The organism is Flavobacterium suzhouense, assembly GCF_042684765.1.
Lineage (GTDB): Bacteria > Bacteroidota > Bacteroidia > Flavobacteriales > Flavobacteriaceae > Flavobacterium > Flavobacterium suzhouense.
The window spans coordinates 1-25119 of record NZ_JBHUMD010000002.1; the positions used below are offsets into that span (position 1 = coordinate 1).

22 protein-coding genes are annotated in these 25119 nt (G+C 36.5%); 9 read left to right on the forward strand and 13 right to left on the reverse strand.

The genetic code is table 11. The annotated features are described in order from the left end of the window. Positions 1–1116 precede the first annotated feature (1116 nt). The gene (locus tag ACFSR3_RS00715) at positions 1117–4377 is read left to right on the forward strand and encodes a T9SS type B sorting domain-containing protein (protein WP_379819263.1); all 3261 of its coding nucleotides are present in this window, start codon (positions 1117–1119) and stop codon (positions 4375–4377) included. A 49-nt stretch (positions 4378–4426) separates the two neighbouring features. Here ACFSR3_RS00715 and ACFSR3_RS00720 read toward each other — a convergent pair whose 3' ends face one another. Both ACFSR3_RS00720 and ACFSR3_RS00725 read right to left on the reverse strand, forming a co-directional pair. Continuing rightward, on the reverse strand, positions 4427–5083 hold the full coding sequence (locus ACFSR3_RS00720) for a hypothetical protein (protein WP_379819264.1): 657 nt from the start codon (positions 5081–5083) through the stop codon (positions 4427–4429). A gap of 3 nt (positions 5084–5086) precedes the next feature. Continuing rightward, positions 5087–5536, reverse strand: coding sequence for a DUF4268 domain-containing protein (locus tag ACFSR3_RS00725; protein ID WP_379819265.1), 450 nt, complete (start codon positions 5534–5536; stop codon positions 5087–5089). Positions 5537–5575: 39 nt separating this feature from the next. Between ACFSR3_RS00725 and ACFSR3_RS00730 the strand changes: the two genes are divergently transcribed. Together ACFSR3_RS00730 and ACFSR3_RS00735 are read left to right on the forward strand one after the other, a co-directional pair. Continuing rightward, complete coding sequence (locus ACFSR3_RS00730) at positions 5576–6238, forward strand: NUDIX hydrolase (RefSeq protein ID WP_379819266.1); 663 nt, start codon at positions 5576–5578, stop codon at positions 6236–6238. 43 nt (positions 6239–6281) lie between these two features. Continuing rightward, a complete protein-coding gene (locus tag ACFSR3_RS00735; RefSeq protein WP_379819267.1) occupies positions 6282–7082 on the forward strand; it encodes a lysophospholipid acyltransferase family protein in 801 nt (266 codons plus the stop codon). 40 nt (positions 7083–7122) lie between these two features. Here ACFSR3_RS00735 and ACFSR3_RS00740 read toward each other — a convergent pair whose 3' ends face one another. The 5 genes from ACFSR3_RS00740 to ACFSR3_RS00760 form a co-directional block, all read right to left on the reverse strand. Next, on the reverse strand, positions 7123–9225 hold the full coding sequence (locus ACFSR3_RS00740) for a TonB-dependent receptor domain-containing protein (RefSeq protein ID WP_379819268.1): 2103 nt from the start codon (positions 9223–9225) through the stop codon (positions 7123–7125). A 109-nt stretch (positions 9226–9334) separates the two neighbouring features. Next, entirely contained in the window at positions 9335–10186 is an 852-nt protein-coding gene (locus ACFSR3_RS00745; RefSeq protein WP_379819269.1) for a TraB/GumN family protein, read from the reverse strand. Between the two features lie 3 nt (positions 10187–10189). Then, positions 10190–10828 carry a hypothetical protein gene (locus tag ACFSR3_RS00750; RefSeq protein WP_114759190.1) on the reverse strand — a complete coding sequence of 213 codons (639 nt, stop codon included), beginning with the start codon at positions 10826–10828 and terminating at the stop codon, positions 10190–10192. Positions 10829–10836: 8 nt separating this feature from the next. Further along, a complete protein-coding gene (locus ACFSR3_RS00755; protein ID WP_114759191.1) occupies positions 10837–11331 on the reverse strand; it encodes an RNA polymerase sigma factor in 495 nt (164 codons plus the stop codon). Between the two features lie 40 nt (positions 11332–11371). Continuing rightward, on the reverse strand, positions 11372–12508 hold the full coding sequence (locus ACFSR3_RS00760; protein WP_379819270.1) for a DUF3810 domain-containing protein: 1137 nt from the start codon (positions 12506–12508) through the stop codon (positions 11372–11374). Between ACFSR3_RS00760 and ACFSR3_RS00765 the strand changes: the two genes are divergently transcribed. The 4 genes from ACFSR3_RS00765 to ACFSR3_RS00780 all read left to right on the forward strand — a co-directional run bounded on the left by ACFSR3_RS00765 (position 12507) and on the right by ACFSR3_RS00780 (position 17682). After that, positions 12507–12767, forward strand: a complete 261-nt coding sequence (locus ACFSR3_RS00765; RefSeq protein WP_379819271.1) for a (2Fe-2S) ferredoxin domain-containing protein — start codon at positions 12507–12509, stop codon at positions 12765–12767. The genes ACFSR3_RS00760 and ACFSR3_RS00765 overlap by 2 nt on opposite strands. Before the next feature lie 30 nt (positions 12768–12797). Continuing rightward, the gene (locus tag ACFSR3_RS00770) at positions 12798–14261 is read left to right on the forward strand and encodes an aminoacyl-histidine dipeptidase (protein ID WP_379819272.1); all 1464 of its coding nucleotides are present in this window, start codon (positions 12798–12800) and stop codon (positions 14259–14261) included. 126 nt (positions 14262–14387) lie between these two features. Then, complete coding sequence (locus tag ACFSR3_RS00775; RefSeq protein ID WP_379819273.1) at positions 14388–15419, forward strand: hypothetical protein; 1032 nt, start codon at positions 14388–14390, stop codon at positions 15417–15419. After that, the gene (locus ACFSR3_RS00780; RefSeq protein WP_379819274.1) at positions 15379–17682 is read left to right on the forward strand and encodes a hypothetical protein; all 2304 of its coding nucleotides are present in this window, start codon (positions 15379–15381) and stop codon (positions 17680–17682) included. Before ACFSR3_RS00775 ends, ACFSR3_RS00780 begins: the two co-directional genes overlap by 41 nt. A 37-nt stretch (positions 17683–17719) precedes the next feature. Here ACFSR3_RS00780 and ACFSR3_RS00785 read toward each other — a convergent pair whose 3' ends face one another. The 5 genes from ACFSR3_RS00785 to ACFSR3_RS00805 all read right to left on the reverse strand — a co-directional run bounded on the left by ACFSR3_RS00785 (position 17720) and on the right by ACFSR3_RS00805 (position 22783). Then, positions 17720–18748, reverse strand: a complete 1029-nt coding sequence (locus ACFSR3_RS00785) for a M28 family metallopeptidase (protein ID WP_379819275.1) — start codon at positions 18746–18748, stop codon at positions 17720–17722. 39 nt (positions 18749–18787) lie between these two features. Next, a complete protein-coding gene (locus ACFSR3_RS00790) occupies positions 18788–19858 on the reverse strand; it encodes a DUF3667 domain-containing protein (protein WP_379819276.1) in 1071 nt (356 codons plus the stop codon). A gap of 140 nt (positions 19859–19998) precedes the next feature. Then, entirely contained in the window at positions 19999–20769 is a 771-nt protein-coding gene (locus ACFSR3_RS00795) for a dienelactone hydrolase family protein (RefSeq protein ID WP_379819277.1), read from the reverse strand. Positions 20770–20861: 92 nt separating this feature from the next. Then, the gene (locus tag ACFSR3_RS00800; protein ID WP_379819279.1) at positions 20862–21410 is read right to left on the reverse strand and encodes a type 1 glutamine amidotransferase domain-containing protein; all 549 of its coding nucleotides are present in this window, start codon (positions 21408–21410) and stop codon (positions 20862–20864) included. Between the two features lie 170 nt (positions 21411–21580). Beyond that, a complete protein-coding gene (locus ACFSR3_RS00805) occupies positions 21581–22783 on the reverse strand; it encodes a hypothetical protein (RefSeq protein ID WP_379819280.1) in 1203 nt (400 codons plus the stop codon). A gap of 138 nt (positions 22784–22921) precedes the next feature. Here ACFSR3_RS00805 and ACFSR3_RS00810 point away from each other — a divergent pair, with 138 nt between their 5' ends. Further along, a complete protein-coding gene (locus ACFSR3_RS00810; RefSeq protein WP_379819282.1) occupies positions 22922–23416 on the forward strand; it encodes a GNAT family N-acetyltransferase in 495 nt (164 codons plus the stop codon). Between the two features lie 96 nt (positions 23417–23512). After that, positions 23513–23884: a SpoIIAA family protein gene (locus ACFSR3_RS00815; RefSeq protein ID WP_379819283.1), complete on the forward strand. Its 372-nt coding sequence runs from the start codon at positions 23513–23515 to the stop codon at positions 23882–23884. Positions 23885–23942: 58 nt separating this feature from the next. Here the strand turns inward: ACFSR3_RS00815 and ACFSR3_RS00820 are convergent, their stop codons facing one another. Continuing rightward, positions 23943–24893, reverse strand: a complete 951-nt coding sequence (locus ACFSR3_RS00820) for a YihY/virulence factor BrkB family protein (RefSeq protein ID WP_379819284.1) — start codon at positions 24891–24893, stop codon at positions 23943–23945. Positions 24894–25119 lie beyond the last annotated feature (226 nt).

Consider the following 25119-nt stretch of genomic DNA (forward strand, 5'->3'; position numbering starts at 1 on the left):
TGGTACTGCAATTTGTGGGAGAGTATGTCGTCGCCTTTCTTTTGAAAACCCTTCATCATTTACGATGAAGGGTTTTTTGCTTTATAACATTATTGGTACTGCAATTTGTAGGAGCCCCAATAGCTATCGGGGGTAGTCGCCTTTGCTGCGCCAATTCGGCCGAAGACCTCGTGCCTTTTGAAGACCATTCATCATTTACAATGAAGTTTTTTTGTTTTATAATACTATTGGCACTGCAATTTGTGAGAGCCCCGATAGCTATCGGGGGTAGTCGCCTTTGCTGCGCCAATTCGGCCGAAGGCCTTGTGCCTTTTGAAAACCCTTCATCGTAAATGATGAAGGGTTTTTTGCTTTATTGCACTATTGATACTGCAATTTGTGGTAGCCCCGATAGCTATCGGGGGTCGTCGCCTTTGCTGCGCCAATTCGGCCGAAGGCCTCGTGCCTTTTGAAAATCCTTCATCATTTACGATGAAATCAGATCTTTTGAAATCCTATACGGTGCGATAGGTTTTATGGGTGTTAACATCATGTTAAGCAGGGTTTAAGCCACATCCAGAATAGCATTATATACGTAATTAAAGTTGTAATTTAAAATGAGGTTATATGTTGTTTTTTGGATGGTATATTTTTATTTACAAAAGGATTTTAGATAGAATAAGAATAAAAAAATTGTGCTTAAAAATTTAATTTAAATAGTAAATAATATGCTTTATGATTTTTTTAATGTATAAAGAAAGAAAATTCCTTATTTGATGGTTTTTTTATAATTATTTTAATTTTAATATCACTATTTTTTTAAGTTAATTTCTTTTTATATTTCAAAAAAAGATGTAAATTTAAACATGTACAATTAACATTTAAGATTATTTAATGTTAGTTGTTTTTTAAATGTTCAAAAATCCCCCCATTTTAATTTATTGGTAGTCAGTGTTTTAAATTCTAAACAGTTATTTAAAATACGAATATTGCAGTTTTTATCGATGAACTACATTGTTTATTTTTCTGTAAATCAATAAGTTATAGTTTTAATGATTATTATTGCCGAGATAATGAAGGCGAAACCAGACTCATAATTAATTGAGTACTGGTTAAATGTTTTAAATGGGGGTTTGTATGAAAAGATTTTACTTGCTTGTTACATTGTTGATGTTCTCATCATCAGTATTTTCTCAATTGTCTGATTTTACATTTAGTGTTGTTAAAACCAACGAAACGTGTTTAGGAAACGGGTCACTTACGTTTATGGTTACTAATACTACACCAAATGCTTCGATATTATATAAGGTGTTTATCATGCCTGATGATGTAAATCCGTTTACTGTTACTACATCGGATTACTTGGGCAGCCTTTCTGCAGCAACCTACAAAATAGAAGCTATACAGTCTTTAGGCAATCAATCTAACAGGAAAGATATAACGATTACAATTGAAAATAAGATTGTACCTTTTGCTTTTGAAGTTACGACATCTTCACACCATTGTGAGGACGTTGGAAGTATAATTGTAAATGCCACATCCGGGGTTGGAGAATCATATGAAATTATTTATGGACCTGTTACCAGACCATTACAGTCATCAAATGTTTTTGAAGGTCTTCCTCAGGGAACTTATAATATCAGAGCTTTTGATAACTGTGGAGTGGGTAAAGTAAAGACTTATACATTGGTTGTGGTTTCAGGGGCAATCAACATATCAGCGACTAGCTATCCCGAAACGGTAAGTACTGTTTGTGACTCTATAAAAGTAATGAATACACTTAATGCTACAACTGGTACATTAGGTTATCCTTTAACTGTAGAGAGTACACTTTCACCTTTAGATATAGGAGGTAATCCAATAGTAGTTAATCAAACATTTACTACTGGTGATCCGTATGTTTTAGATGTAGTAATGACAGTTCCACGCTATCAAACGGAATCGTACACTTATAATATGAAAGTTACTGATGTATGTCAGTATGTTTATGAAAAGAATGATAATGTTGTAGACCCTAATATCTCACTTACATTAGGTACCGGTAAAGTACCTTGTGCTGAAAAGTACATTAAGCTTGATGCTTCAAAATATACAACTTCTTATACTGTAAATTTTTTGAGTGCTCCTGCAGAATTTGTTGCTGCTGATTATAATAGTACACCCAATGGTCCTTTTACACAGAATAATATAAACTATGGTAGTGAAACCAATTCTGTCCCTTTTGGTGATTACATTATTGAAATAACTGATATCTGTGGTAGAAAAGCAATTGATACACTTAAAATAGAGTTTATTAAACCTATACCTACCCAATATGGTGTGAATAACGGCTGTTTTTCTTTGTTTGGATACATCAGGGCAAGTGTGCCAGATTCTAAACTTGTATCGGCTATAATTACTGATGCTCCGTCATCATATCAGGCTACTTTACCTCAAAATGTATCATCAAGCATTACGCTTGACGGTATCCTGGCTCTGGACGATCTTCCGTTAGGTATTTATACTATCACTATAACTGACGATTGTGGTTTTGTTTATGAGATTATAGTTGAAGTACCGCCGTATATAGAAAGGGCTTTTGCTAATGCTATGCTGCCTTCTTGTGATGTTGGGTATGGAACGCTCAGTGCCAGTAGCGGCAACGGGATTTTAACTGCTGCATCAGTAATTAGTGCTCCTTCGTCGTTTAATCATCCGTTACCTTATAATGTTACTTCTAAAATAGCTGTAGATGGTATTCTTTATATGAATGCACTTCCGGCAGGAACTTATATTGTTAGGGCTACAGATATATGTGGTTTGGTTAGGGATCAGGAAATTGTTGTTGAGGGTTATGTAGCTCCTGTTGATCCATTTTTGTATACACCTAACTGTGGAACTTTTACGGTAGAGCTTAATGATACCAGCAATGGAGAATCAGGTAGTGGCTATTGGTTACAGCTTTTTGATCCGGTTACACATACATGGATGCATCCTTTAACATTTGCTGCTTATACAGAAGGAAGTGTACCTGATAATACGACTGGTTTATCACTTGAAAATAAAGCGGTACGTAATAACCTGAACTTTAGTGGTAAAATGAGAATCATTAAAAAGTTTGAGTGTTATGGTGACGGTACAAATGAAAAAACTAAATGTGTTAGCGTTTTAGGCGAGTTTACTTATACAGAACAACTGGAAATTATGGCAGCTTATACACTTGCCTGTGCCGGTCAGCCTAATGACGTTATTCTGGATATAATGGGTTATCCTGTTACTTATAAAATTAAGTCCAAAAATGGTCAACCGTTTTATGTTGATAATGGACCAAATAATATTTTTACAAATCTTGAACCTGCAGAATATCTTTTCCAGATTGAAGATGCATGTGGTAATGTAGATGTGAAAGGTTTCAATGTGCAAAGTCTTCCTTCTATAACTGATGCTACAAAACCTGATGATATGATTGTTTGTGTGGAGCAGGGAGAAACAGATAATTTTGAATTCCACCTTACAGATCAGAACGCACAGGTATTAGGTTCTTATTATCCATCTATGTATACAGTTTCATATCATGCTTCTCAGGCAGATGCTGATAATAATGTTAATGCGCTTCCTGAATTTTATCACAACATCGATAACGGGCAGATTATTTATGTTCGTTTGATACATAATGAAATCGGTGTTTGCTATGGTACAACTTCCTTTAGATTGTTTGTTGGCGAAAAACCGGTACCTGTACTTAATACTAAAGGGACTATATGTAATGAAGGCGTAGTTTCAATAACAGCCGAAGCTGGCTATAAAAGCTACGTTTGGTCTACAGGAGAGACTACCAGAACTATTGTTGTAAGCGAGCCGGGTACATATACCGTTACCGTGGAGAAAGCTTATGGTAATGAAAGAACGTGTTTTGGTGAAAATAGTGTTGAAATCAAAACGTCTGTTACTCCTAAAATTGTTAAGATCGATACATCAGACTGGACCAGAGAGCAAAACAGTATTACTGTTCAGGCAGAAGGTTCGGGTTATTATGAATATTCGTTAGACGGAATAAACTATCAGGAAGATAGCACCTTTACCGGTCTTGAGACAGGAGTTTATCAGGTATATGTTAAAGATGCTCTGGGTTGTGGTGAAGATGTTCAGGAAATAGTATTAATGACGTATCAAAATTTCTTTACGCCTAATGGAGATGGTAGCAATGACTATTGGAAAATAGAGTATTCTGTAAAAGAACCACATTTAAAAGTTGATATCTTTGATAGATATGGCAAGCATGTTAGTTCGTTTGGACCTATGAGCCAGGGGTGGGATGGTAAGTTCAATGGAGTCGATCTACCTTCGTCAGACTACTGGTTTGTGGTAACCAGGGAAGATGGCAGAATATTCAAAGGGCACTTCTCAATGGTACGTTAAATTGATAATATAAAAAAAGTCCTGCGCCTACAAGTGCAGGGCTTTTTGTTTAGATAAGTTTTATAGACTGTTTGAATCTTTCAAACTCAAGTTGAGCTGTTTGATTTTGTGCATAAGACTGATGTAGGTTGAAGTCATAATAAAAGCCGTTATGTTCTGCTTTTATAGATGTAAGTTCAACTTTTAAAGGATAGGAAATATCTATATGCTCAAACATATATTCACATTCAAATTCATGGAATGTAATGCCAGATAACTGGTAGGGTGTTTTCCTTTTAATAACCCTGAAATCTTTTAAAAATGCTTCAGTTCCCATTGCAGAATCTTCTATTACTTCTTCAAGGGTTCTGCATCCAAATGGATATAAATCCTCTTTTGGAGTAATATTCAGCATTATGGTAGGAGAGAATATCCCTTTATTTTCAGGCGTATCTTCATAGTATTTGGTGGCAATACATATTGGGTATCCTATGTCTTCCCATTCTATATCTTTGTTCCAGCCTTCTTCAAAGATTTGTTTATCTTTTAATTTTCCGAAATCAGATACTTTAATAAATCCCCAACCATGAGGTTTGTCAAATATTACTCCAAGTTTTTTGTTTACATAGGTATCATTATTTGTGAATACAGAAAGATAAGGATCTAATAAAATGCCTGTTGAAGCTAAACCTATAAGTTTTAAGAATTCTCTTTTTCCAATACCCATACTTTAAGTGTTTATCTCAAGGTCTCTGATGTAATCTTCATACTCGTAGAAGAAACGCTCAAAGGCATCCATGCTTTCATAAAAGAAATCAAAGATCTCGTTCCAGGTCGCTTTATTGTAAAGGCTGATGCCTCCTGTCTTTTCTACCCAAACACGGCTAATTACTTTTCCGGTATCCGGCAGATGATAATTTCTTTCTAAAATAGCTTCGGATAAAAACTCTTCGTGCAGTATGTTTTTAAGCGATTCAATCTTTTCATAATAAATGATTCTTTTATCGTCTTCTTTGGGTTCTATGTCCAAAAGCACCTGGGCTTTTTTATTATCTACATAGAATTTGAATGATACATCCTTGATCTTGGTATCATACAACAACCATTTACGCGGATAGGCTTCGGCGAATGCCGTCCAGAATTCTTTTTTTATGATTTGGGCTTCTGCTTTGCTAAACATACACTGTGCTTTTGTGAGTACTTATAATTGAGTATCTTTATGGTAATTAAGATTGATGCCAAAATGCTCTTTACCGAATTCCTAAAATACATCCCAAAGATAGTAAATCAACAGCTACCTGCCTTAACCGCTCATGCAAAAATGGCCCCGGTATCCAGGCTCCCAACTTTAGATCCTGAATATTATAAAGATAATAATCCACGTCGTTCGGCTGTCATGATGCTTTTTTATCCAAAAGATGAAAAGGCAAACCTCGTACTGATAAAACGTAATGCTTATGAAGGCGTGCACTCATCGCAGATTTCCTTTCCGGGAGGTAAGGCTGAGCCTGAGGACAAAGATCTTGCAGCTACAGCAGTTCGTGAAACTTTTGAAGAGGTAGGGGTAGTGCCTTCTGACATTGATGTGATAATGCCTTTTAGCGATATTTATATTCCGCCAAGTAACTTTCTTGTATCTCCTTACCTGGGTATATCACTCGCGGAGCCCAGTTTTATTCCTAACCCTGATGAAGTAGTGGAGATTATTGAACTTCCGCTCGATGTATTTTTGGATGACTCTATAGTTATTGAGACCGATTTACAAACATCTTATGCCCAAAGAATGAGTGTGCCAGCCTTTAAAGTAGGTCAGCATATTGTTTGGGGAGCTACTGCCATGATACTCAGTGAGCTTAAAGAAACAATAAAAAGCGTACTATAATGGCTTAGTTTTTGTAAGTTTGCAGGATATTTTGGTATAAATCATGGGTTTATTTAAAAGAAATCCCTTCGGACATATATTATTCCTTAAAAAATGGCTAATACGCGTTTTTGGGATACTTACGCACAGGCGATACAGAGGATTTAACGAATTGCAGATAGACGGCTCTGAAATCATCAGGGCGTTGCCGGATAGAAATGTCCTTTTCATATCAAATCACCAGACATACTTTGCCGATGTTGTGGCAATGTTCCATGTGTTTAATGCTGGTCTTAAAGGCCGTGAGGACAATATTAAGAACGTAGGATATATATGGCATCCAAAACTTAATATTTATTACGTAGCGGCCAAGGAAACGATGAAAGAGGGGTTATTGCCGAGAATACTCTCTTATGCAGGTGCTATTACAGTAGAGCGAACATGGAGGGCTAAAGGGCAGGATGTGCAACGTGAAGTTAATCCTAATGACACTGAGAATATAAAAATTGCTTTAGAGGATGGCTGGGTAATAACATTCCCTCAGGGAACTACAAAGCCTTTTAAGCCTATCCGTAAAGGAACAGCTCATATTATTAAACAGCATAAGCCACTTGTGGTGCCAATCGTGATAGATGGTTTCCGAAGATCTTTTGATAAAAAAGGATTAAGACTTAAAAAGAAAGGTATACTTCAATCATTCATCATCAAGGAACCGCTGGATATTGATTACGACAACGAAACTGTTGATGAGATAGTTGAAAAAATTGAATATGCCATAGAACAGCATCCGTCTTTCCTGAAAGTTATTCCGGCAGAAGTTATGGAAGCCCAGGAGGAACTGAACAAGAGACAATGGAATTATTAAAAAACAAAAGAGCGACCCATTTGGTCGCTCTTTTGTTTTTCTAGTTGCCTAAAATATTTTGTTGTTCCTGTTTTTTGTCATTATTCAGAATGTCTGTTTCCTGAGAGTTTTTATTCTTAGAAGGTATTTTATACGTCAGGGAAAAACCTATTCTTCGAGTGTCATATTTGGTTTTGTAGTTCAGGTTAGTTCCTGCCATGGCAAATTCTTGCCTATTTGTATTCAGGGCATCATTCAAATATAGTGACACAGATAAATTGTCAGAAAAAAACTTTTTGGCAAAGGTCAGGTCGAGCTGATGATTCATGGGTTTTTCTATGGAGTAGTAGTAATAATTTCCGCCGGTATTAGATGTCGAGTAATTGGTAGTAAACTTTATCTTTTTAGGAAGCAGTAGTTGTACCATGGCGTTCATGTTCCATATTCCTTTAGTGTCAAGCCCGTCGATAATTTGTTTCGAGTTTCCTGCATAGATATACATAAAGTTTATCTCGTCAGGATTAAAATCCATTTTCAAAGTCTCTGTTAGTCCTTTCGTAATAAGCATAAAAGGAAGAGGGATTCCGAAGTTGAAATTACGGTAAGTTACTTTGGGTACATTCTGGGTTATACTCGCAGCCCCGTTAGGAGTTGATATTATACGATTAATGATTTGATTATCGGCATGGGTAAACGAATAGCCTATAGTGAAATATTCAAAGGCGCTTAGTTCAACCTCATAATTGTTATAGATTGTTGGATCTAGATAAGGGTTGCCATAAAAGCCAATGTTCGGATTTTGATAGCTGGTATTGTTTGGATTTAGTGCTGAAGTATTAGGCAGGCTGATTTTTTTATTATAATTGGCTTTAAAATATACCTGAGGTATTAAAGTGTACTGAATGGTAGCATTTGGGAAAAATCTTGTTTGCCTGAATGGTATAAGATCATCGGTATCAGTAGTACCTTTTACATCATATGATTCCAGGCGGGCTCCTAATATAAAATCGAATTTTTTATAATTAGCCTGACCTTCAGAATAAGCAGCAAGTATCGTTCTGCTATAATCCAGATTCTCGATGCCAAAATTTTTAGCTTCAAAGTCCAGTTGTTCAGCTAGTATGCCCGCACTGAATTTGGTTTTATCCAATAAATCAATTTCCTGAGAATAGTCCGTTTTGAACTGATAATATTTTTTATCACTGTTATTGTCTAATACAGGGTTGTTATCAGCTCTTGAATTAAGATCAAAGTTACTATTCCCATCATTATAGTTAAAACGGAAGTCGAGTTTAGTTTCCGGATTTTCAAAACGTTTTTGATATATAGCCATTACATCATTGTAATAGCGTTTAGATTTGCTTTTGTCATCTGATGTAAAACCATTACCGTCAGCCTGTACAAAAGAGTTATTGTTATTTCCGTTAATGTCATAATTAAGAAGTAACCTGTCCTTTTTAAAATCGAATTTAACACCTGTTTTTAAGTAGTAAAAACGGCTAATATTGTCGGAGTAATTTTGGGTTACAACAATGTCATTATCGGTAAGTCTGGTTTTGGTATAACTTTCACTATAGTTTTGCCCACCCTGTATCTGCCAGCTAAAAACTTTATTGGCAGCACTCAACATAAGGCTGTTATTAAAGCGGTTTCTTGATTTAGTATATTTTGTATAACTATATCCGTTAGAGTAGGTAGCAGTCAGATATCTTTTGGCATTTTTAGCTGTTACAATATTTATAATAGCTCCGCCCGATGTTGCCGGAAATTCCGCGCCTGGATTGGTTATAATCTCTACTTTTTCAATGGCGTTAGCCGGCATTCCCTCGAGATAGGCATTCAGCTCATTAGAATAGATGTTTAACGGACGTCCATCCATATATACCTGAAGCTGTTTACCCTGATACATCATTCCTGCAACTTCTGAAATAATAAGTCCCGGAAGTTTTTTTAAGCCTTCCATTAATGAGCCGGAATTTAAGTGCGACTGATCTGAAAAGTTATAAATAGTCCTGTCAGCCTTTCTCTCAACTGCTTTTTTGTTTTTCTGGATAACCACTTCGTCAAGTTCCTTATCCATTTTTTTAATGGTATCAGTGGTATTTTCCTGAGAGAAAATACTAAATGAAGTTGCTAATAAAATAGTCGTAAAAAGATGTTTCATTGTCGGCTGATTGATGATTTTAATTACAATATCCTGTTGTTAAATTATATAACAAGCTTATAGGATACAATTGTAAGAAAATTAAATCAGAATAACTGTGGAAATACAATTATTTTACAGCTTCAACTTTATAACCTTTTTTACGTAACAACATAATTACACCGTTCTCACCGCCTAAGTGACCGGCACCTACACCAAATAAAGTAGGTTTCTCTTTGGCAATTTTTTCAATACGCGGAATCCAGTTCTTGTTGCGGTTTATAAGTAGTACATCGTCGTGTGAAGCGGTTTTGTTTTTAGAAGACTTCATAAATGCCATAAGCTCATTAAGCTTTTGAGCATTATATAGTTCCATCATTTTGTTGTATTCGGCTCTGTCATTAGCCATATCGTCTTTTGCCGAAGCTAACAGGTCTTCCATTTGTTCTTTGTATGGAATCGCATCAAAGACATGGAGTTGTTCCTGTACCGTTTCTAAACCAAAAATTTCTTCGTTTTGTTTTTTGCTTGCATCTATAAGTGACTGTTCTATAGATTGCGCCTTGCAGTCCAACATTGCCGGCATAAGCATAGCACTTACCAAAAAAGGTTTATAACTGTCCAGCATTTTGAGCGGCATACCCGTTTTAGATTTAATAAAATCTTCTACCAGCTTATAATCTTCAGTGCTAAGTAGTGATGTCATGGTAACACCATCTTTCATGGTCATACCTCCCATCATTTCTTTCATCATGTTTGGGTCATCCATATCAAGTTCAAGGTATAGCTGCCTGGTAGCATCCAGAGCAGCGTTCACTTTAGGGGACAATGTAGCATCGCAGGTAATGTGAACTGTTCCGAAAAGATAGGAAGGCTGACTCAGCCCATTACCGGATATTTTCCATAAAAGGCTATTGTCAGGATTTTGGGCATTAACAAAAAGAGAAATAAATCCAAAAGTGACAATCAATAATCTTTTCATTTTTTAGAAGTCTATTTTTTTAAGTTCGTCGTAATTTTTCTTCAGACGTTTAAGTAAGAGTCCGTAAATAAGCTTGTAAAATAACAATACAACTCCGGCAAAAACAGCTACACTTATGGCTACAGCGGCAAAATAAACGAGGCATACTATAAATAGTTTTCCTTTTTCTTCAGCAATATGCAGCGTGTTAATCATCTCAGGTTCATTATAGAAGAATAAAACAAACATAATTATAAGCAATATAACCATAAAGAATATCTTAACAAAGATGTAGTTAGATACGGTTTTGCGTGTTTTTAAGATGTTTGACATAAGGTTCTTAACCTTGTCAGTAGTAGTGATTTTTTTATAATTGATATAAAACAGGCAGAAGAAGTAAACCATGATTGCATAATCAAGTATCGTAACAACGGTGGAAAAGCCATTCAGATAGCTCTCCATTTTTGTGGTGCCTGCATTATCATTGAATAATAGAGTAAGAGCAAGAAAGAAAGCAAATTCCAGTATACTTATTACAAAAATCCATTTTACTACCGAAGTAGAATTCTTATGCAACATCGCATAGATTTCCTGTTCCGAAAGTTTCGGGAATTTATTTTCGTTCTTTTTCCAGTCCTTCTTTAATAGATCTAACTCTTCCATATGTCCACTTACGGATTTAATATCGTTTTTAGTTTGCCTTTTATCCTGTTCATTTTTACGCGGGCATTTACCTCACTAATTCCAAGGGTTTCGGCTATTTCACTGTAGTCTTTGTCTTCCAGGTACATAAATACCAATGCCTTTTCAATGTCGTTAAGCTGTTGTACAGCCTGATAGAGCAATTTTATATGCTCTTCTTCTTCATAGTTGTATTCGTCCTGATCAATTTTGTGCAATTTGCTGTCAAATTCAATAGTACTAACAGACTTTGTCTTTTTTCGGTAAAGTGTAATGGCAGTGTTCAGTCCCACGCGGTATGCCCAGGTGGTAAATTTAGAATCGCCCCTGAATTGAGGATAAGCTTTCCAGAGCTGTATGGTAATTTCCTGAAACAGGTCTTTGTGAGCATCTTCACTATCGGTGTAGAGCCTGCATATTTTGTGTATCAGGTTTTGGTTTTCCTGAAGTTGTTGTACAAAAGACTTTTCAAGTTCTGAACTCATATTGCATAAGTAGCTAAAAGCTGTAATTTGTTACAACTAATTACAATTCTTTGTCTTTATAATAGTTAACCAATAATCCTACAAACTTACTGTATGCTTCCAGTCCATCTTTTTGTTTGTTGATTTTTAGGTAATTATCATAAAAATATTTGAATATAGTTTCTACAAACGATTCATATTTTTTATTGAATGCTTCGCTTTCTTTAAAATTGGCAAGCACACCGGGTAAAACAAGTTTAGCCATGCTTTTAGCTTTCTTTTCATCAATTTTATTAATGTTGCGGAGGCAGTATTTTAGCGCAAGCGTATAGCCTGAATACTGAAAGTATAAATCTTTGTTGTGTATCGAAGCCATATAGCCAATAAAATTGGCTTCGCTTTCGCTGGCATAGCCTATTTGGTGCGACATTTCATGGCAGGTTGTAGCCGGATACCCGTACAATGGAAGATTATAGTTTACCTGGGCTTCATTGGTAAATGGGTTTAAATAGCCTCCAAACCCCATATAGGATAAAGGTGTACTGATGAGCGATGATTTTATGCTTTCATGCTCAAAAGCAAAATAAGGGAACTGTTTTTCTATTTCTTTATAGCCATCCGTCGATTTGCTGTAAATCTCATCAATGGTATAAGGGATCACAATTTTTACGCTGTCATTTTTTTCTATTTGGCGATGTATTGCATTGGTTCTGTCAATCATCCTTTTGGTAAAGGCAATCAGCTCGTCGGGAGTGTATTCCTTTTCTATGCCCATTTTCTCATTAAGAGGAACACGATGATAATTCATTGCCCAAAGTAAATGGAACAGGAAGTAAAATACCGAGAATGCTCCAACCATTCTTAAGATGTTGTCTTTATAATTTTTACGCCATGTCTTTCTTGTTTTCCAAAACCAGCGAAGTGCTAAGATTATAACAACTCCATAAATCAGGTCGCCAATAGAAAAATTAAACATGCCAAAGAAGATGCGTTCTGCTTTAGAAAGGTAAGGAAAGAGTCCGTTGCTGTAATAACGTTCTACAAATTCAGGAAAGAACGAGAGTATGTTTATGATAATTATTTGTAGTAACAGCAGCAGCGGGAGTATATATTTTTTCTTCATCAGGAAGTAGTAATTCGATAGCGGATTGTAAATATAAGTAGTATTTTTGTATGGATAAATTAAAATTAACCCCATGAAAAAGTTAGATGCTCCGGAAAAGGTTATTTTTATTTGCGATGGCAAAAAATGCGGTCATTATTGTAAAGAACTCCGCAAAGGTTTCAGGATCGAGCTGAAAGAAAGCGAACTGAAAAAAGAAGTTGACGTAGTACGTATGACCTGTACCGACAATTGCAAACACGCTCCTGTAATCTCAATACAGCCTAAAAATGTATGGATAGGGGAGGTCGAGGAAAAGGAAATCCCGAGGATTGTAAAAGAATATTTTAAATAAGAATAAAACAACAAACACACATAAATATAAATGAGCCAGGAAATAAGAAATCTTGAGCCTAAAGCGCTCTGGAATAAATTTGCCGACCTGAATGCAGTACCGCGTCCTTCTAAAAAAGAGGAGAGGGTAATTGCTTTCATGAAGGATTTCGGAAAACAATTAGGCCTTGAAACTATCGAGGACGAAGTTGGTAACGTTATCATTAAAAAGCCTGCTACCAAAGGAATGGAAAGCCGCAAAACAATTGTTATGCAGTCGCATCTTGATATGGTGCACCAGAAAAATGCGGGTACAGACTTTGATTTTGATACACAGGGAATTGAAATGTATGTAGACGGTGACTGGGTTCGTGCTAAAGGAACGACTCTTGGAGCTGATAACGGACTTGGTGTTGCAACTATAATGGCGATACTTGAAAGTACTGATATTCCGCATCCGGCTATTGAGGCGTTATTCACAATTGATGAAGAAACCGGAATGACCGGTGCGATGGGGCTTAAAGGCGGACTGCTTCAGGGTGAGATACTTCTTAATCTTGACACAGAAGAGGATGATGAGATTGATATCGGTTGTGCCGGTGGGGTAGATGTTACCGCCACGCGCGAATACCATGAAGAAGAGGTTCCTGAAAACTCTGTTGGTTATACAATCACGGTAAATGGCCTTAACGGAGGTCACTCAGGAATGGATATCGATAAAGGACTTGGCAATGCCAACAAAATAATGAATCGTCTTTTATTTGATGGTTTTGAGAATTTCGGGCTTCAAATTGCTGAGATCAATGGCGGTAGCCTTCGTAATGCCATCCCTAGGGAAAGCGTTGCAACAGTAATTATCTCTGAAATTTTTGATGAAGCTTTCGTATTCGACATGCAGGAAGTGATCAATGATATCAAAACAGAGTATAAAACTACTGAGCCTAATCTTAAGATAACTATAGAAAAAGGCGAACTGCCTGCTAAGATTATGGAGCTTGGCGTTCAGGAAGGGCTTATACGTGCATTATATGCTGCCCACAATGGTGTGTACCGCATGAGTGCCGATATGGAAAACCTTGTTGAAACGTCTAACAATATTGCAAGGGTTATCGTAAAAGATGGTAACATTCACGTTGGCTGTTTAACACGTTCATCGGTAGAGAGCTCTAAGTTTGACCTTGCTAATGCACTTCGTTCTACGTTTGAGCTTATAGGCTGTGAGGTTATTTTTGCAGGCTCATACCCGGGATGGACGCCAAATGTCAGCTCTCCGATACTTGAAGTACTAAAAGATATCTACGAAAAACAGAACGGAAACCAGCCACATGTGGTAGCATGTCACGCCGGATTAGAGTGTGGTATCCTTGGAACCAACTATCCTGATATGGATATGATTTCTTTTGGTCCTACGATCAAAGGAGCGCATAGCCCGGACGAAAGAGCAAGTATTAAATCGGCTCAGAAATACTGGAAATTTGTATTGGAAATTCTTCAGAACATTCCGTCTAAGAACTAAGTTTAGTCTTTTGAAATACAGTAAATTAAATCCCGCGATAAACGTGGGATTTTTTTATGAAAAATATGAAGGGAAACATATAATTTTAATACGATTTTACGTTACTGCTAAAAACCACCAAACACCATGAAACATATCTTTTTGCTGCTGGCACTTTCGGCAGTAGTTGCCTCCTGTTCCCACAAAGCTGAACATGTGGAGAAGGCTTTTTATTACTGGAAAAATAACGAATACAGCTTCAGCGAATCCGAAAGGAACCTACTGGAAAGTACGGGGGTAAAAAAAATGTACGTCAAATTTTTTGAAGTTGAAAAGAATGAGGTTATGGGGAATATCCCTGTAGCAAAAACGGAACTCCATATGTATAATAATATGGAGGACGTCAATCTCGTTCCTACGGTGTATATACGTAACGAAGTTTTTAAGGGCTGTACTAAGCAAAGTCTTGATCTGTTAGCAGACAATGTAAATTTTCTGATAAACAAATACCGAACGGACTATAAATTCAAGAATATTCAAAAAGTAGATGAATATCAGATGGATTGCGACTGGACAATAAGTACGAAAGACAATTATTTCTATTTCCTGAAAAGATTAAAAGAACTCTCTCAAAAAAAAATAAGCTGTACATTAAGATTGTATCCGTATAAATATCCCGATAAAATGGGAGTTCCCCCTGTGGATAGGGTAATGCTTATGTGCTATAATCTTATAAAGCCATTGGAAGACCACGAACGAAATTCTATTCTGGACAACAAAGAGTTCTCGGCTTATTTGGATACTGATGAAAAATATCCTTTACATATTGATATTGCACTACCGGTTTACTCATGGGTTCAGGTGTATCAAAACAATCATTTTCAAAAGCTGCTATATACCGATACCAAAAGTATTAAAGCAATTTTAAAGCCTGAAAAGGATTTTTGGTATCAGGTGCAAAACGATACTGTTATCAACGATTTTTATCTAAGGCAAGGCGATAAGATTAAAATTGAAGAGATAGGAGGTGAACAATTGAAAGGAGCGATTGATATAATTAAAAAGAGAGTAAAATTGGATAAGTCCATTACAGTTAGTCTTTTCCATTTAGATGACGAACAATTAAAAAGCTACAGCAATGAAGAAATTAAAGGTTTTTATAGCCGTTTTACTGAGTAGCAGTATTACAGCCAATGCCTGCGGATATTATCCGTATGGTGAAGATATACGTTTTTGCTTCTTCAAGCCGGAGTTTTATGGCTATAATGAGTTCTCTGAATTTGATTACACATCGGATTCTTTTGATGATAAAAATATTTTTGAAGGTAAAGCAAATCCTAATGAAAAGAACTGGTACAGCTACTGTAAAGGAAAGGTATCCATTGATGCTATAAGTGATGCTGTATACAATCTGCGCCCGACTGATTTTACTGCTGCTTCTAAAAATGAAATGGTAAAGTACTTTTTTAAATGCAAAGACAATGAAGCTATTGAATACCTTAAATATGCAAAGACCTGTGAGATGGCAAACGAATTTTACAGCGATCCCTGGGAAAGAACGGAATATGTTAAGTTACCTCAACGCCAAAAACTTATTAATAATGCATTAAAAGCATCTGAAAAAGTAAATAATAAAGCCATACAGCTAAGATATATTTTCCTGGCAATACGCATGGCTTTCTATGATGGCAATTTTGATAAGATCAGTCAGCTTTACAATACTTATTTTGCCAATTCTACGGATAAGGATATAGTGTATTACTGGAGCTTGTATTTTCAGTCTTATGCAGAGAAAAATCAGTCATTGGTCAATTTTTACGCAGCTCAGGTTTTTGCAAAAGCACCCGATAAACGATTTGCTGTAATTGGCAATTTCAAAGATTCCATACCTGTTGCCGAAACGCTTAAATATGCAACGAACAACAGAGAGAGAGCTAATGTATATCTCCTTAAAGGAGCGAGAAAATCAGACAGGGCGCTTGACGAAATAAGAAAGATATATTCATATAGTAAAAGTAGTGAGGGATTATCTTTTTTACTGTTGCGTGAAGTAAACAAGATAGAAGACTGGATTTATACACCGTACTATTCTTATTTTGAGCCCGCTCTTGGATTTGAATCGTATGGTGATGAAGAAGAGACAAGTGTAAAGTTAATTCTAAGAAGAGTAGAAAAAGACAGGCAATATGCCGGTCAGGTTTTGAATTTTGTCAACTCTGTAGATTTAGGAGAGGTTAATAATCCTATGTTTTGGCAAATGGCCAAAGCACAATTGCAATTTGCTGTAAAAGACTTTAACGGAAGTTTGGCGACCATTGAGCTACTTGAATCTAAGATCAATAAAAATGAAAAAACTTATAATGAGCTCCAACTTATTAAAGCACTTGCGCTAACCGCATCTCAGGAATATGGAAAGGCTGAGATTCCTGAAGAGGTAAAAGCCATACTACTTAAAAATAGTGGGAATCAGAAATTTGTTTTCACTATTGGAAGGGAGCTTGAATATAAAGGAAACACTACCGATGCGGCTTTGCTTTATTCCTGCCTTAGCGATGGCTATTCGGAGGATTATTATACTAATACGGCTTACTGGAAGAATAAAAAAAATGTAGGGTATGGCTATGAAGATTATTATACTGATTATTTCGGTTACATAAATTCTACATATACTCCTGATCAGGTTAAGGATTTGATTACCGATATAGAGCAAAACAGATCAAAAGATAAATTTTCAATGTGGAAATATAATAAACTTGCGTCTCAATTACCGGTATTATATGATTTGTTAGGGACAAAGTATATAAGGAAAAATAAGCTCCAGATGGCATTGGTAAACTTTAACAAAGTTGATAAAACATATCTGGATGGCAATCAGGCTGCATGGGAACGTGTCGAAAATTACGGAGATGTGTTTGATAAAAATCCATTTTATCAAATAAAATATACTCCTGATTTTATTCCGATAAAAGATAATATTAAACTCAATAAATATACAGTTACAAAACAGCTTATTAAGTATATTAAAAGAGCAGAGAATGTAAAGGAGAAAGACAGGGACTATTATTATTTTCTGGTTGCCAATTGTTACTATAACATGACGCAATATGGTAACTCATGGATGATGCGACGTTACTCTTGGAGCAGTAGCTATGCGACAAGTGTGGTTGAGGATGAAAAAGAGTTTAGAGAATGCAATTATGCACGACATTATTATGAACTTGCGCTGAAGAATGCTAAAACTGATAAGTTTAAAGCTTTATGCATTAGGATGATAGCGTTATGTGATACTAACAGGGCAGACTATAGTGCAAGGGATGTATATCCTCAACCGGACTATTTGAGCCCGTATTATAATACCCTTAAGGTTAAGTATCCTCTGTATTACGATGACCTTACATCTAACTGTACAGCTTTTGCGGATTACTTTCAAGCCCGTAGATAAAAAAGAAACCCTTCGCAATCACGAAGGGTTTTATTTTTTATTTCTTGTCTACAACAGGGCGGTTTTCTCTGTTTGCCAGTTCCCATGCAGTTACAAAAGCAAGCTGGGCTCTTTTTGCCAATAGGTCGTACTCAATTTTTTCAGGTTTGTCACCAGGCTGGTGATAATCATCATGCACCCCGTTAAAATAGAAAATGATCGGAATTCCCTTTTTCGCAAAGTTGTAATGGTCAGATCTGTAATAGAACTGATTTGGGTCGTTTACGTCGTTAAACGTGTAGTCAAGATCCAGCTTGGTATATTTTTTATTAGCATCTTCATTGATGTTATGAAGATCGGTACTTAAACGGTCAGAACCGATAACATATACATAGTTGCCATTGTCTTTATGCGCATCATCACGACGGCCAATCATATCAATATTAAGGTCGGCAATGGTATTACTTATCGGGAACAAAGGATTCTCGGAATAATAGCGTGAGCCATGAAGTCCGTGTTCTTCACCGGTAACGTGAAGGAAAAGTATAGAGCGTTTGGGTCCGTAACCGTCCTTTTTAGCCTGTGTAAATGCCTGTGCAATTTCAAGCAGGGCAACAGTACCCGAACCATCATCATCAGCACCATTGTAAACTTCACCGTTTTTCATGCCTACGTGGTCATAGTGTGCTGAAATAACAAGAACCTCATCTGGTTTTTCAGTACCTTCAATATAGGCCCATATATTTTCGGAATCACCAAGTTTTGGACTAAATGGGCGCATCATAAAAGATGATGGTACTGGCTGATAAAAACTTGTAGCACCTTTAGGGTAGGAGATACCGTCTTTTTTATACTGTTCTATTAAATATTTACCGGCTTTTTTTTGGCCTTCTTCACCGGTATTACGTCCCTGCATTTCATCACCAGCAACAATATACAGGTGCTTTTTTAGGTCGCCCGGAGTAATGGACTTCATGTATTTTTCAACATCGGCCTTAGCATAGTCTTTTTGCTTAGGAGCCTGAGCAGTACTGGAGCACGATACTATAAAGCACGATACGGCAGCAAGCAATAGTGTGTGTTTCATTTAAATCAAGTTAGTATAAAAGTAAATATAGGGATTATATTAATGGGGATATGCCAATAAATAAAATAATATAGCTGTTGTTGTCAATAGAATTAAAATAACATTTATAATGAATAGTAAAAAACTTTTCAGTCTTGAAATAGCTTTTGTTTCACCATAAAATTTACTATGCGCCCTAAAGAAATAAAAAAATGGATATATACAGGATGCAATACCAATCACGATGCCAATTATGATAAATATGGTGTCATAAACAGGGTGGTTAACCAGTTTTGATAGCCATGAAATAATAAGATTAATTGTTGTGATTAATAACAGAAAGGAGAAGTAGTGTAAAGTAAAGATTCCATGATCAAAGAAATACCAACGCCTTTTTCCGTGGAAAAGCCATAGCCAAAATGCAAAAATAGGCATATAAATGAATAGCACTTTAGGTAATAAATGCGCTAAAGCAATCACTAAATCTTTACTGTTAAGCGCTTTGTTTTTTTGGTTTAGTTCAATCCTATGACCAATATATTTTATGAATGGAATTTTTTTATCATTTTTGAGAGTCGCCCTGAGAGAATCTAACTGATGAATATTATTTACCTTCACTCCCTCAATAGTGAGAATACTGTCTTTTTCTTTTTTTATTGATTCTAACTTTTTATCATCCAGATCCTTTTTAAAAATATCTGAAACCGTAAGTGTCACGGTTGTATCTTTCTTTACAACCGGAGTTGTCCTGGCTGGTTCAGCAGAATGCTCTGTCTTTTTTGAGCCATGAGTATTTTCATGTAGTTCTTCATCGCTTGGAGCCATCAGCGCCATAATGAAAAAACACACAAAACTTATAAAAATATAAAGTTTTACCGGTGCTACATAACGCATTCTGTGCCCTAACAGATACTCAATGGTAAGTTTGCCCGGCCTGAACAGCAGGTACTTTATAGTTTTCCAAAAGTTACTGTCATAATGGGTTATATCTTCAATGGTATGCGTTATAAGGTGATGAAATGGCTGCCTGGTTTCAATATTGTGTTGTCCGCATTTGGAGCAATAAGCAACCTCAACGGTATGGCCGCAGTTTTGGCATTCCTTGTCATGGCGAAGGTCGTGATGTCCCATTATTCAGATAGTTTGATTGGAGGGTTAAAACTATTAAAAAAATGTGTAAATAGCAGTATATGTTTAAAACTTGATTTAAAAATAAAGAGTCTTAACAAAAAAGCCTCCCATAAGGAGGCTTTGTAGAATAATTTGTTTAATTATTTTGAACCAAACAATTCGTTTAAGAACACCATAAAATCGCTCCATGAACGTTTATCGGCTTTTTCATTATAGGCAGCACCTTTAGAGTTATCGTTTCCTGATTCTTTTTCAGTAAATGCATGTACGGCATTGCCATAATATACCATTTGCCAGTCGGCTTTTCCGTCTTTCATTTCCTTCTGGAATGCATCAATATCTTTTTGAGGAACATAGGGGTCATCTGCACCATGAAGCACAAGTACTTTTGTTTTTACAGGTTCATTTGGTCTTGAAGCATCTTTGCCAAGTCCTCCGTGAAATGAAACCACTCCCTGAACCGGTAAACCGCCACGAGCAGCTTCAAGAGCACCAGTACCACCAAAGCAATAACCGATGATAACTATATTGTCGGCATTTGCACCGCTTTTTACCAATTGCTCTAAAGCTAATGAGATGCGTTTTTGATAGAGTTTATAATCATTCTTATATTTTCCCGATTGTTTTCCGGCTTCTTCAACATTTGATGGGTAGTTACCTTCACCATATATATCGGCAATAAAAGCATGGTAGCCAAGTCCTGCCAGTTTCTCAGCAGTTTCTTTAGAGTGGTTGCTTATGCCTTTCCAGGCAGGTAATATAAGTATCCCCGGTTTTTTACTTAAAGATTTTGAAGGTTGGGAAGCAAAGCCATTAAGCTTTTGGTTTCCGTCATGGTAAGTTACGGGTTTAAGTTGTGCATTAGCCTGTAAAGCTACAAGTGTAAGCACAATTAATAGTTTTGTTTTCATTAGTATAAATGTTTTAGTAAATATAAAAAAGAAAGCTTTTATACACAATTGGTATAAAAGCTTTCGGGGAGAATCAAAGTTTCAACCTTGGATTAGCTTCTTTGCAGTTCATGTTTACCTTCTTTAATTTCTTCTACCATCTTTTTATTAAAAGCAGGCAAATCATCGGGTGTACGGCTGGTTACAAGTCCGTTGTCAACCACAACTTCTTTATCTGTCCAGTTGGCACCGGCATTTTCCAGATCTTTTCGTATTGACATGAATGATGTAAGCTCCCTGCCATCTACTACTTCTGCATTAATAAGTATCTGCGGACCGTGGCAAATGGCTGCTACAGGTTTTTTCTCGTCAAAAAAAGCCTTAACAAATGCAATCGCATTATCGTGTCTTCTCAGCAGATCGGGATTAATAACTCCACCCGGTAATACCAATGCATCATAATCTGATGAGGTTACTTCGTCAAGGGTCTTGTCTACATTATATTCTTTACCCCAGTTTTTTTCCGCCCATGCTTTGATGGTTCCGCTTTTCAGGCTGACAATCTCTGCTGTCCAGCCCTGTTGCTCTAAATGTTCTTTAGGTGATTTTAGTTCACTTTCTTCAAAACCGTTGGTTGCCAGTATGGCGATTCTCTTGCTCATAATTGTAATTTTTTGATATTAGTAATTTCTATATCATAAAATTACTTTGCTGATTTTCAGTTAGCTTATAATGCTCTATTAAACTTGTGCTAATGTTTGTTAAGACTAAAAACAAGAAGAGCATCACAAATAGTTTGCAATGCTCTTCTCTAAATATAAATAGAATTAACTTAACCTCGTCTTCCTCCACCACCGCCACGTTGGGCAGGGGCTGATGCAGGAGTACTTTGCCTTGCAGGAGCTGAAGAAGGTGTACTTCTTACGCTTGGCGCGCTGCTTCTGGACGGTGTACTCATGTTGTTTGCCGGTGCAGATCGTTGTACGGGAGCGCTGCGTTCAACACTTCTTATTGGAGCAGGGGCGCTACGTTCTACTCTTGCCGGCTGAGCCGTTTGTGTTCTTGTATAAGAAGAATTGTCACGGCCATTATTATTTACTGTTCTCGAAGGAGAATCGGCGGTTCTTACATTTTGTGTGCCTCTCGACGAACTGTTTTCATAACCTCCTCTTACAGCATTTCCGTTTTTACGAACAGTATTAATGTTGGAAGTATTCACATTGTTCGATCTTGACGAGTTGCTGAAAGAATTTCTTGATGTAGTAGTTGTTCCACGAGATCCTTTAACTGTACCTCTGCTTTGCTCTAAGGCATAGCGGTTACTTACATTAGTATTTCTGCTTGCGAAAGAAGTATTAGGGTGCTGTCTTTCATAGCTGTTCTGTCTTCTGCTACTGTACATGTTCTGAGCCCTCGAGCTATTTCTTACAGTAGTATACGCATAAGAGTTTCTTGGGTTGATGTAAGTACGCACATGGCTTCTGTATCGGTATACAGGACATGGAGCCCAATAGGTATAATAAGTAGGATAGTAACCCCAATACCACGGTGAGTAATAAGGACGATAGCTACTTACCCAAAAAATGTCGAATATAAAAGGATTGTAGGCATATACCGGCTCATATATATAGTTGGGGCCATACATGTATACATCTCCTACTACCTGAACCTGTACATTGTTACTTCTGTCTCTTTCAACCTCTACAGTTGCTATATCCTGAAATACATCGGCACCAAGTACTGCTTGTATGATAATAAGGTGCGTATTGTTTTCTGTTGCTTCTATAACCCTAAGGTAATCTACCCTGTTGTCTCCGTTCAGGTCAAGGTTCGATATCTGAAGGTCTGGGTCATTCAGTCTTCTTTCAAAATCTTCAAGGTCGCTGGATTCACCAAATATAGATGCAACAGCCCTTAAATCTAAGTTATCGCTTATGTCGCTATTGTTAGCTCTCACAGTAGTTATATCCTGTGCAAAAGCATCACCTGCAATAAAAAAAGCGAAAAGTGCTATATGTTTAAAAATCGTTTTCATGGTTTAGTAAAATTAGGACTTGCCCGGCAATTTTATAAGTTATTTGGTAATATCCAATTACTGTGCCAATATTTTTTTTATACCTTTATCACCTTCCAAAAAACCAATAAAAACAAGGTTTTTTAATTTATACAAATAATGCAAATACGTAAAGCATCGCTTGAAGACTTTCAGATTATTAATGACTTAGCTATTAAAACATGGCATGTAGCATACGATAAAATACTTTCGCCAGAGCAGTTGAACTATATGTTAGAAATGATGTATAGCCTCGTGGCAATAACAGAGCAGATTGCCGTTAAGGGGCATCATTTTCTTTTATTGTCAGAGAATAACAAATATCTGGGCTTTGCTTCTTATGAACTGAATTACAAACCAGGTGTTACCAAACTACACAAATTATATGTGCTTCCCGAAACACAGGGCAAAGGTGCCGGAAGGTTACTCATTCAGAAGATAGAAGAAGCTGCCAGAGCCAATACTAATCATAAGGTGAGCCTAAATGTAAACCGATACAATTCGGCAGTTAATTTTTATCTTAAGAATGATTATGCTAAGATTGCCGAAGAAGATATTAATATAGGTAATGGCTACCTGATGGAAGATTTTGTTATGGAAAAAAGCCTATTGTAGTACCATCTATTTTTGAGTTTATATTATGATGCCTGTAACTTATGTTTAAGGCTTTGGGAGTTAACTTTATGGCTATAACTATAAAACCAAAAAATCATGATAGTACAAATTCCGGATCTGCCAGCTAGTATGGTAGGTTTTCGTTCAGATGGAGAAGTCACAAAAGAAGATTTTGATATTGTAAAACTTCAGGTTGCCAATTTGGTTGAAAAAACCGGTCAGCTTAACTATCTTTTGTTTCTTGATAATTCTCCAGCTGATTTTACAATTGGTGCCTGGATTCAGGATGCCTTATTAGGTATAAATCATATTACAAGGTGGAACCGTGCAGCCATAATTTCTGATTCGGAAACCGTTATTAATTTTACTTCAGTATTTAGTAAAGTAATGCCGGGCGAGTTTCGTGGTTATCATAAAGCCGATTATCAAAAAGCGGTCGACTGGGTATCGGGTAGAAGTGAAGATTAGCCATTTACAACATTTATAAATAAAAAAACTCCCTTTAAGGGAGTTTTTTTATGACAGTTTAATCCTCATGTCTGGGAGGAATGAACTTTACATTTTTCTCTGTTTCTTTTTGTTCTACATATACGGCATAGTCTGCGGGTTCAATTTTTGAGCCTTTAAAACAGGCGTACTCACGGGTATATTCTGCACCAAAATATAGTATCGCTGCTGTATAATATACCCACAATAATATTACTATAATCGATCCGGCTGCGCCATAAGGAGATCCGGCTGCGGTAGTTTCTATATATAAACCTATAATATAACGCCCCAATAAAAATAGGAGGGAGGTAAAAAATGCTCCGGCCCGAACATCTTTCCAGCCAATTTTAGCATCCGGAAGCACCTTGAATATTACCCCAAACAGAACAGTTATAACCAAAAAGCTGATTACGATATTGGCGATATTAAGTAATATAATGGTAAGGTCAGGAAAATAAGCCTTTAATATATCATTAAGCGCCATGAGCGCCCCGTTGATTATTAACGAAACTATCAGGAGGAAACCAAGCCCTACAATTATAGACCCCGATAAAAGCCTGTCTTTTATAAGTTTTAGCCAGCCTTTTTTAGGTTTTGCCTTTACCCTCCATATCATATTAATAGAATCCTGTATTTCGCCAAATACTGTGGTGGCACCTATTACAAGTGTAATACCCCCAATAATTGCAGATATAGTTGATTTGCCTGAAAGTTCGAGGTTCTGGATTATTTGCTGAACCTGTATGGCCGCCTGACTGCCTATAAGGCCATTTATTTCTTCAAAAACACGTCCTTCGCTTGCTTCCTGGCCAAATATGGCACCAGCCAATGATATTATCAGCAGTAGGAGTGGGGCTAATGAAAAAATGGTGTAATAGGATAAGGAGGCGCTTAGTTTAAGTCCTTTGTCTGCCATAAAACCTTTAAAGGTGTTTTTTAGTATTGTTGCGGCATTTATTAGCGATTTTTTTCTGAAATACTTTATCATAGAATACAAATTACTCATATAAAAATACGCATCGCATAAGGTAAATGCTATGATATTAACATAACTATAAAATTCTGTGATAAATTATGCATGCATATTTATTATGCGTGCAATATCTCTCAGCAAAACCCAATTATTTCATAAAAGTGATTTCTGAACCACTCTATATCATCCTCGTTAACACTAAAATACTTAACTTTATAGTGGTATTAAACGCGGTTTTTTT

Coding starts and splice junctions, on each gene's coding strand:
- ACFSR3_RS00725 (WP_379819265.1), bottom strand. CDS start 5,536: ATGTTTAGCAAAGCAGAAGCCCAAATCATAAAAAAAGAATTCTGGACG.
- ACFSR3_RS00800 (WP_379819279.1), bottom strand. CDS start 21,410: ATGAGCAAGAGAATCGCCATACTGGCAACCAACGGTTTTGAAGAAAGT.
- ACFSR3_RS00795 (WP_379819277.1), bottom strand. CDS start 20,769: ATGAAAACAAAACTATTAATTGTGCTTACACTTGTAGCTTTACAGGCT.
- ACFSR3_RS00805 (WP_379819280.1), bottom strand. CDS start 22,783: ATGAAAACGATTTTTAAACATATAGCACTTTTCGCTTTTTTTATTGCA.
- ACFSR3_RS00750 (WP_114759190.1), bottom strand. CDS start 10,828: ATGGAAGAGTTAGATCTATTAAAGAAGGACTGGAAAAAGAACGAAAAT.
- ACFSR3_RS00815 (WP_379819283.1), top strand. CDS start 23,513: ATGATAGTACAAATTCCGGATCTGCCAGCTAGTATGGTAGGTTTTCGT.
- ACFSR3_RS00790 (WP_379819276.1), bottom strand. CDS start 19,858: ATGGGACATCACGACCTTCGCCATGACAAGGAATGCCAAAACTGCGGC.
- ACFSR3_RS00720 (WP_379819264.1), bottom strand. CDS start 5,083: ATGGGTATTGGAAAAAGAGAATTCTTAAAACTTATAGGTTTAGCTTCA.
- ACFSR3_RS00735 (WP_379819267.1), top strand. CDS start 6,282: ATGGGTTTATTTAAAAGAAATCCCTTCGGACATATATTATTCCTTAAA.
- ACFSR3_RS00810 (WP_379819282.1), top strand. CDS start 22,922: ATGCAAATACGTAAAGCATCGCTTGAAGACTTTCAGATTATTAATGAC.
- ACFSR3_RS00765 (WP_379819271.1), top strand. CDS start 12,507: ATGAAAAAGTTAGATGCTCCGGAAAAGGTTATTTTTATTTGCGATGGC.
- ACFSR3_RS00740 (WP_379819268.1), bottom strand. CDS start 9,225: ATGAAACATCTTTTTACGACTATTTTATTAGCAACTTCATTTAGTATT.
- ACFSR3_RS00820 (WP_379819284.1), bottom strand. CDS start 24,893: ATGATAAAGTATTTCAGAAAAAAATCGCTAATAAATGCCGCAACAATA.
- ACFSR3_RS00770 (WP_379819272.1), top strand. CDS start 12,798: ATGAGCCAGGAAATAAGAAATCTTGAGCCTAAAGCGCTCTGGAATAAA.
- ACFSR3_RS00785 (WP_379819275.1), bottom strand. CDS start 18,748: ATGAAACACACACTATTGCTTGCTGCCGTATCGTGCTTTATAGTATCG.
- ACFSR3_RS00755 (WP_114759191.1), bottom strand. CDS start 11,331: ATGAGTTCAGAACTTGAAAAGTCTTTTGTACAACAACTTCAGGAAAAC.
- ACFSR3_RS00760 (WP_379819270.1), bottom strand. CDS start 12,508: ATGGGGTTAATTTTAATTTATCCATACAAAAATACTACTTATATTTAC.
- ACFSR3_RS00780 (WP_379819274.1), top strand. CDS start 15,379: ATGAAGAAATTAAAGGTTTTTATAGCCGTTTTACTGAGTAGCAGTATT.
- ACFSR3_RS00745 (WP_379819269.1), bottom strand. CDS start 10,186: ATGAAAAGATTATTGATTGTCACTTTTGGATTTATTTCTCTTTTTGTT.
- ACFSR3_RS00775 (WP_379819273.1), top strand. CDS start 14,388: ATGAAACATATCTTTTTGCTGCTGGCACTTTCGGCAGTAGTTGCCTCC.
- ACFSR3_RS00730 (WP_379819266.1), top strand. CDS start 5,576: ATGGTAATTAAGATTGATGCCAAAATGCTCTTTACCGAATTCCTAAAA.
- ACFSR3_RS00715 (WP_379819263.1), top strand. CDS start 1,117: ATGAAAAGATTTTACTTGCTTGTTACATTGTTGATGTTCTCATCATCA.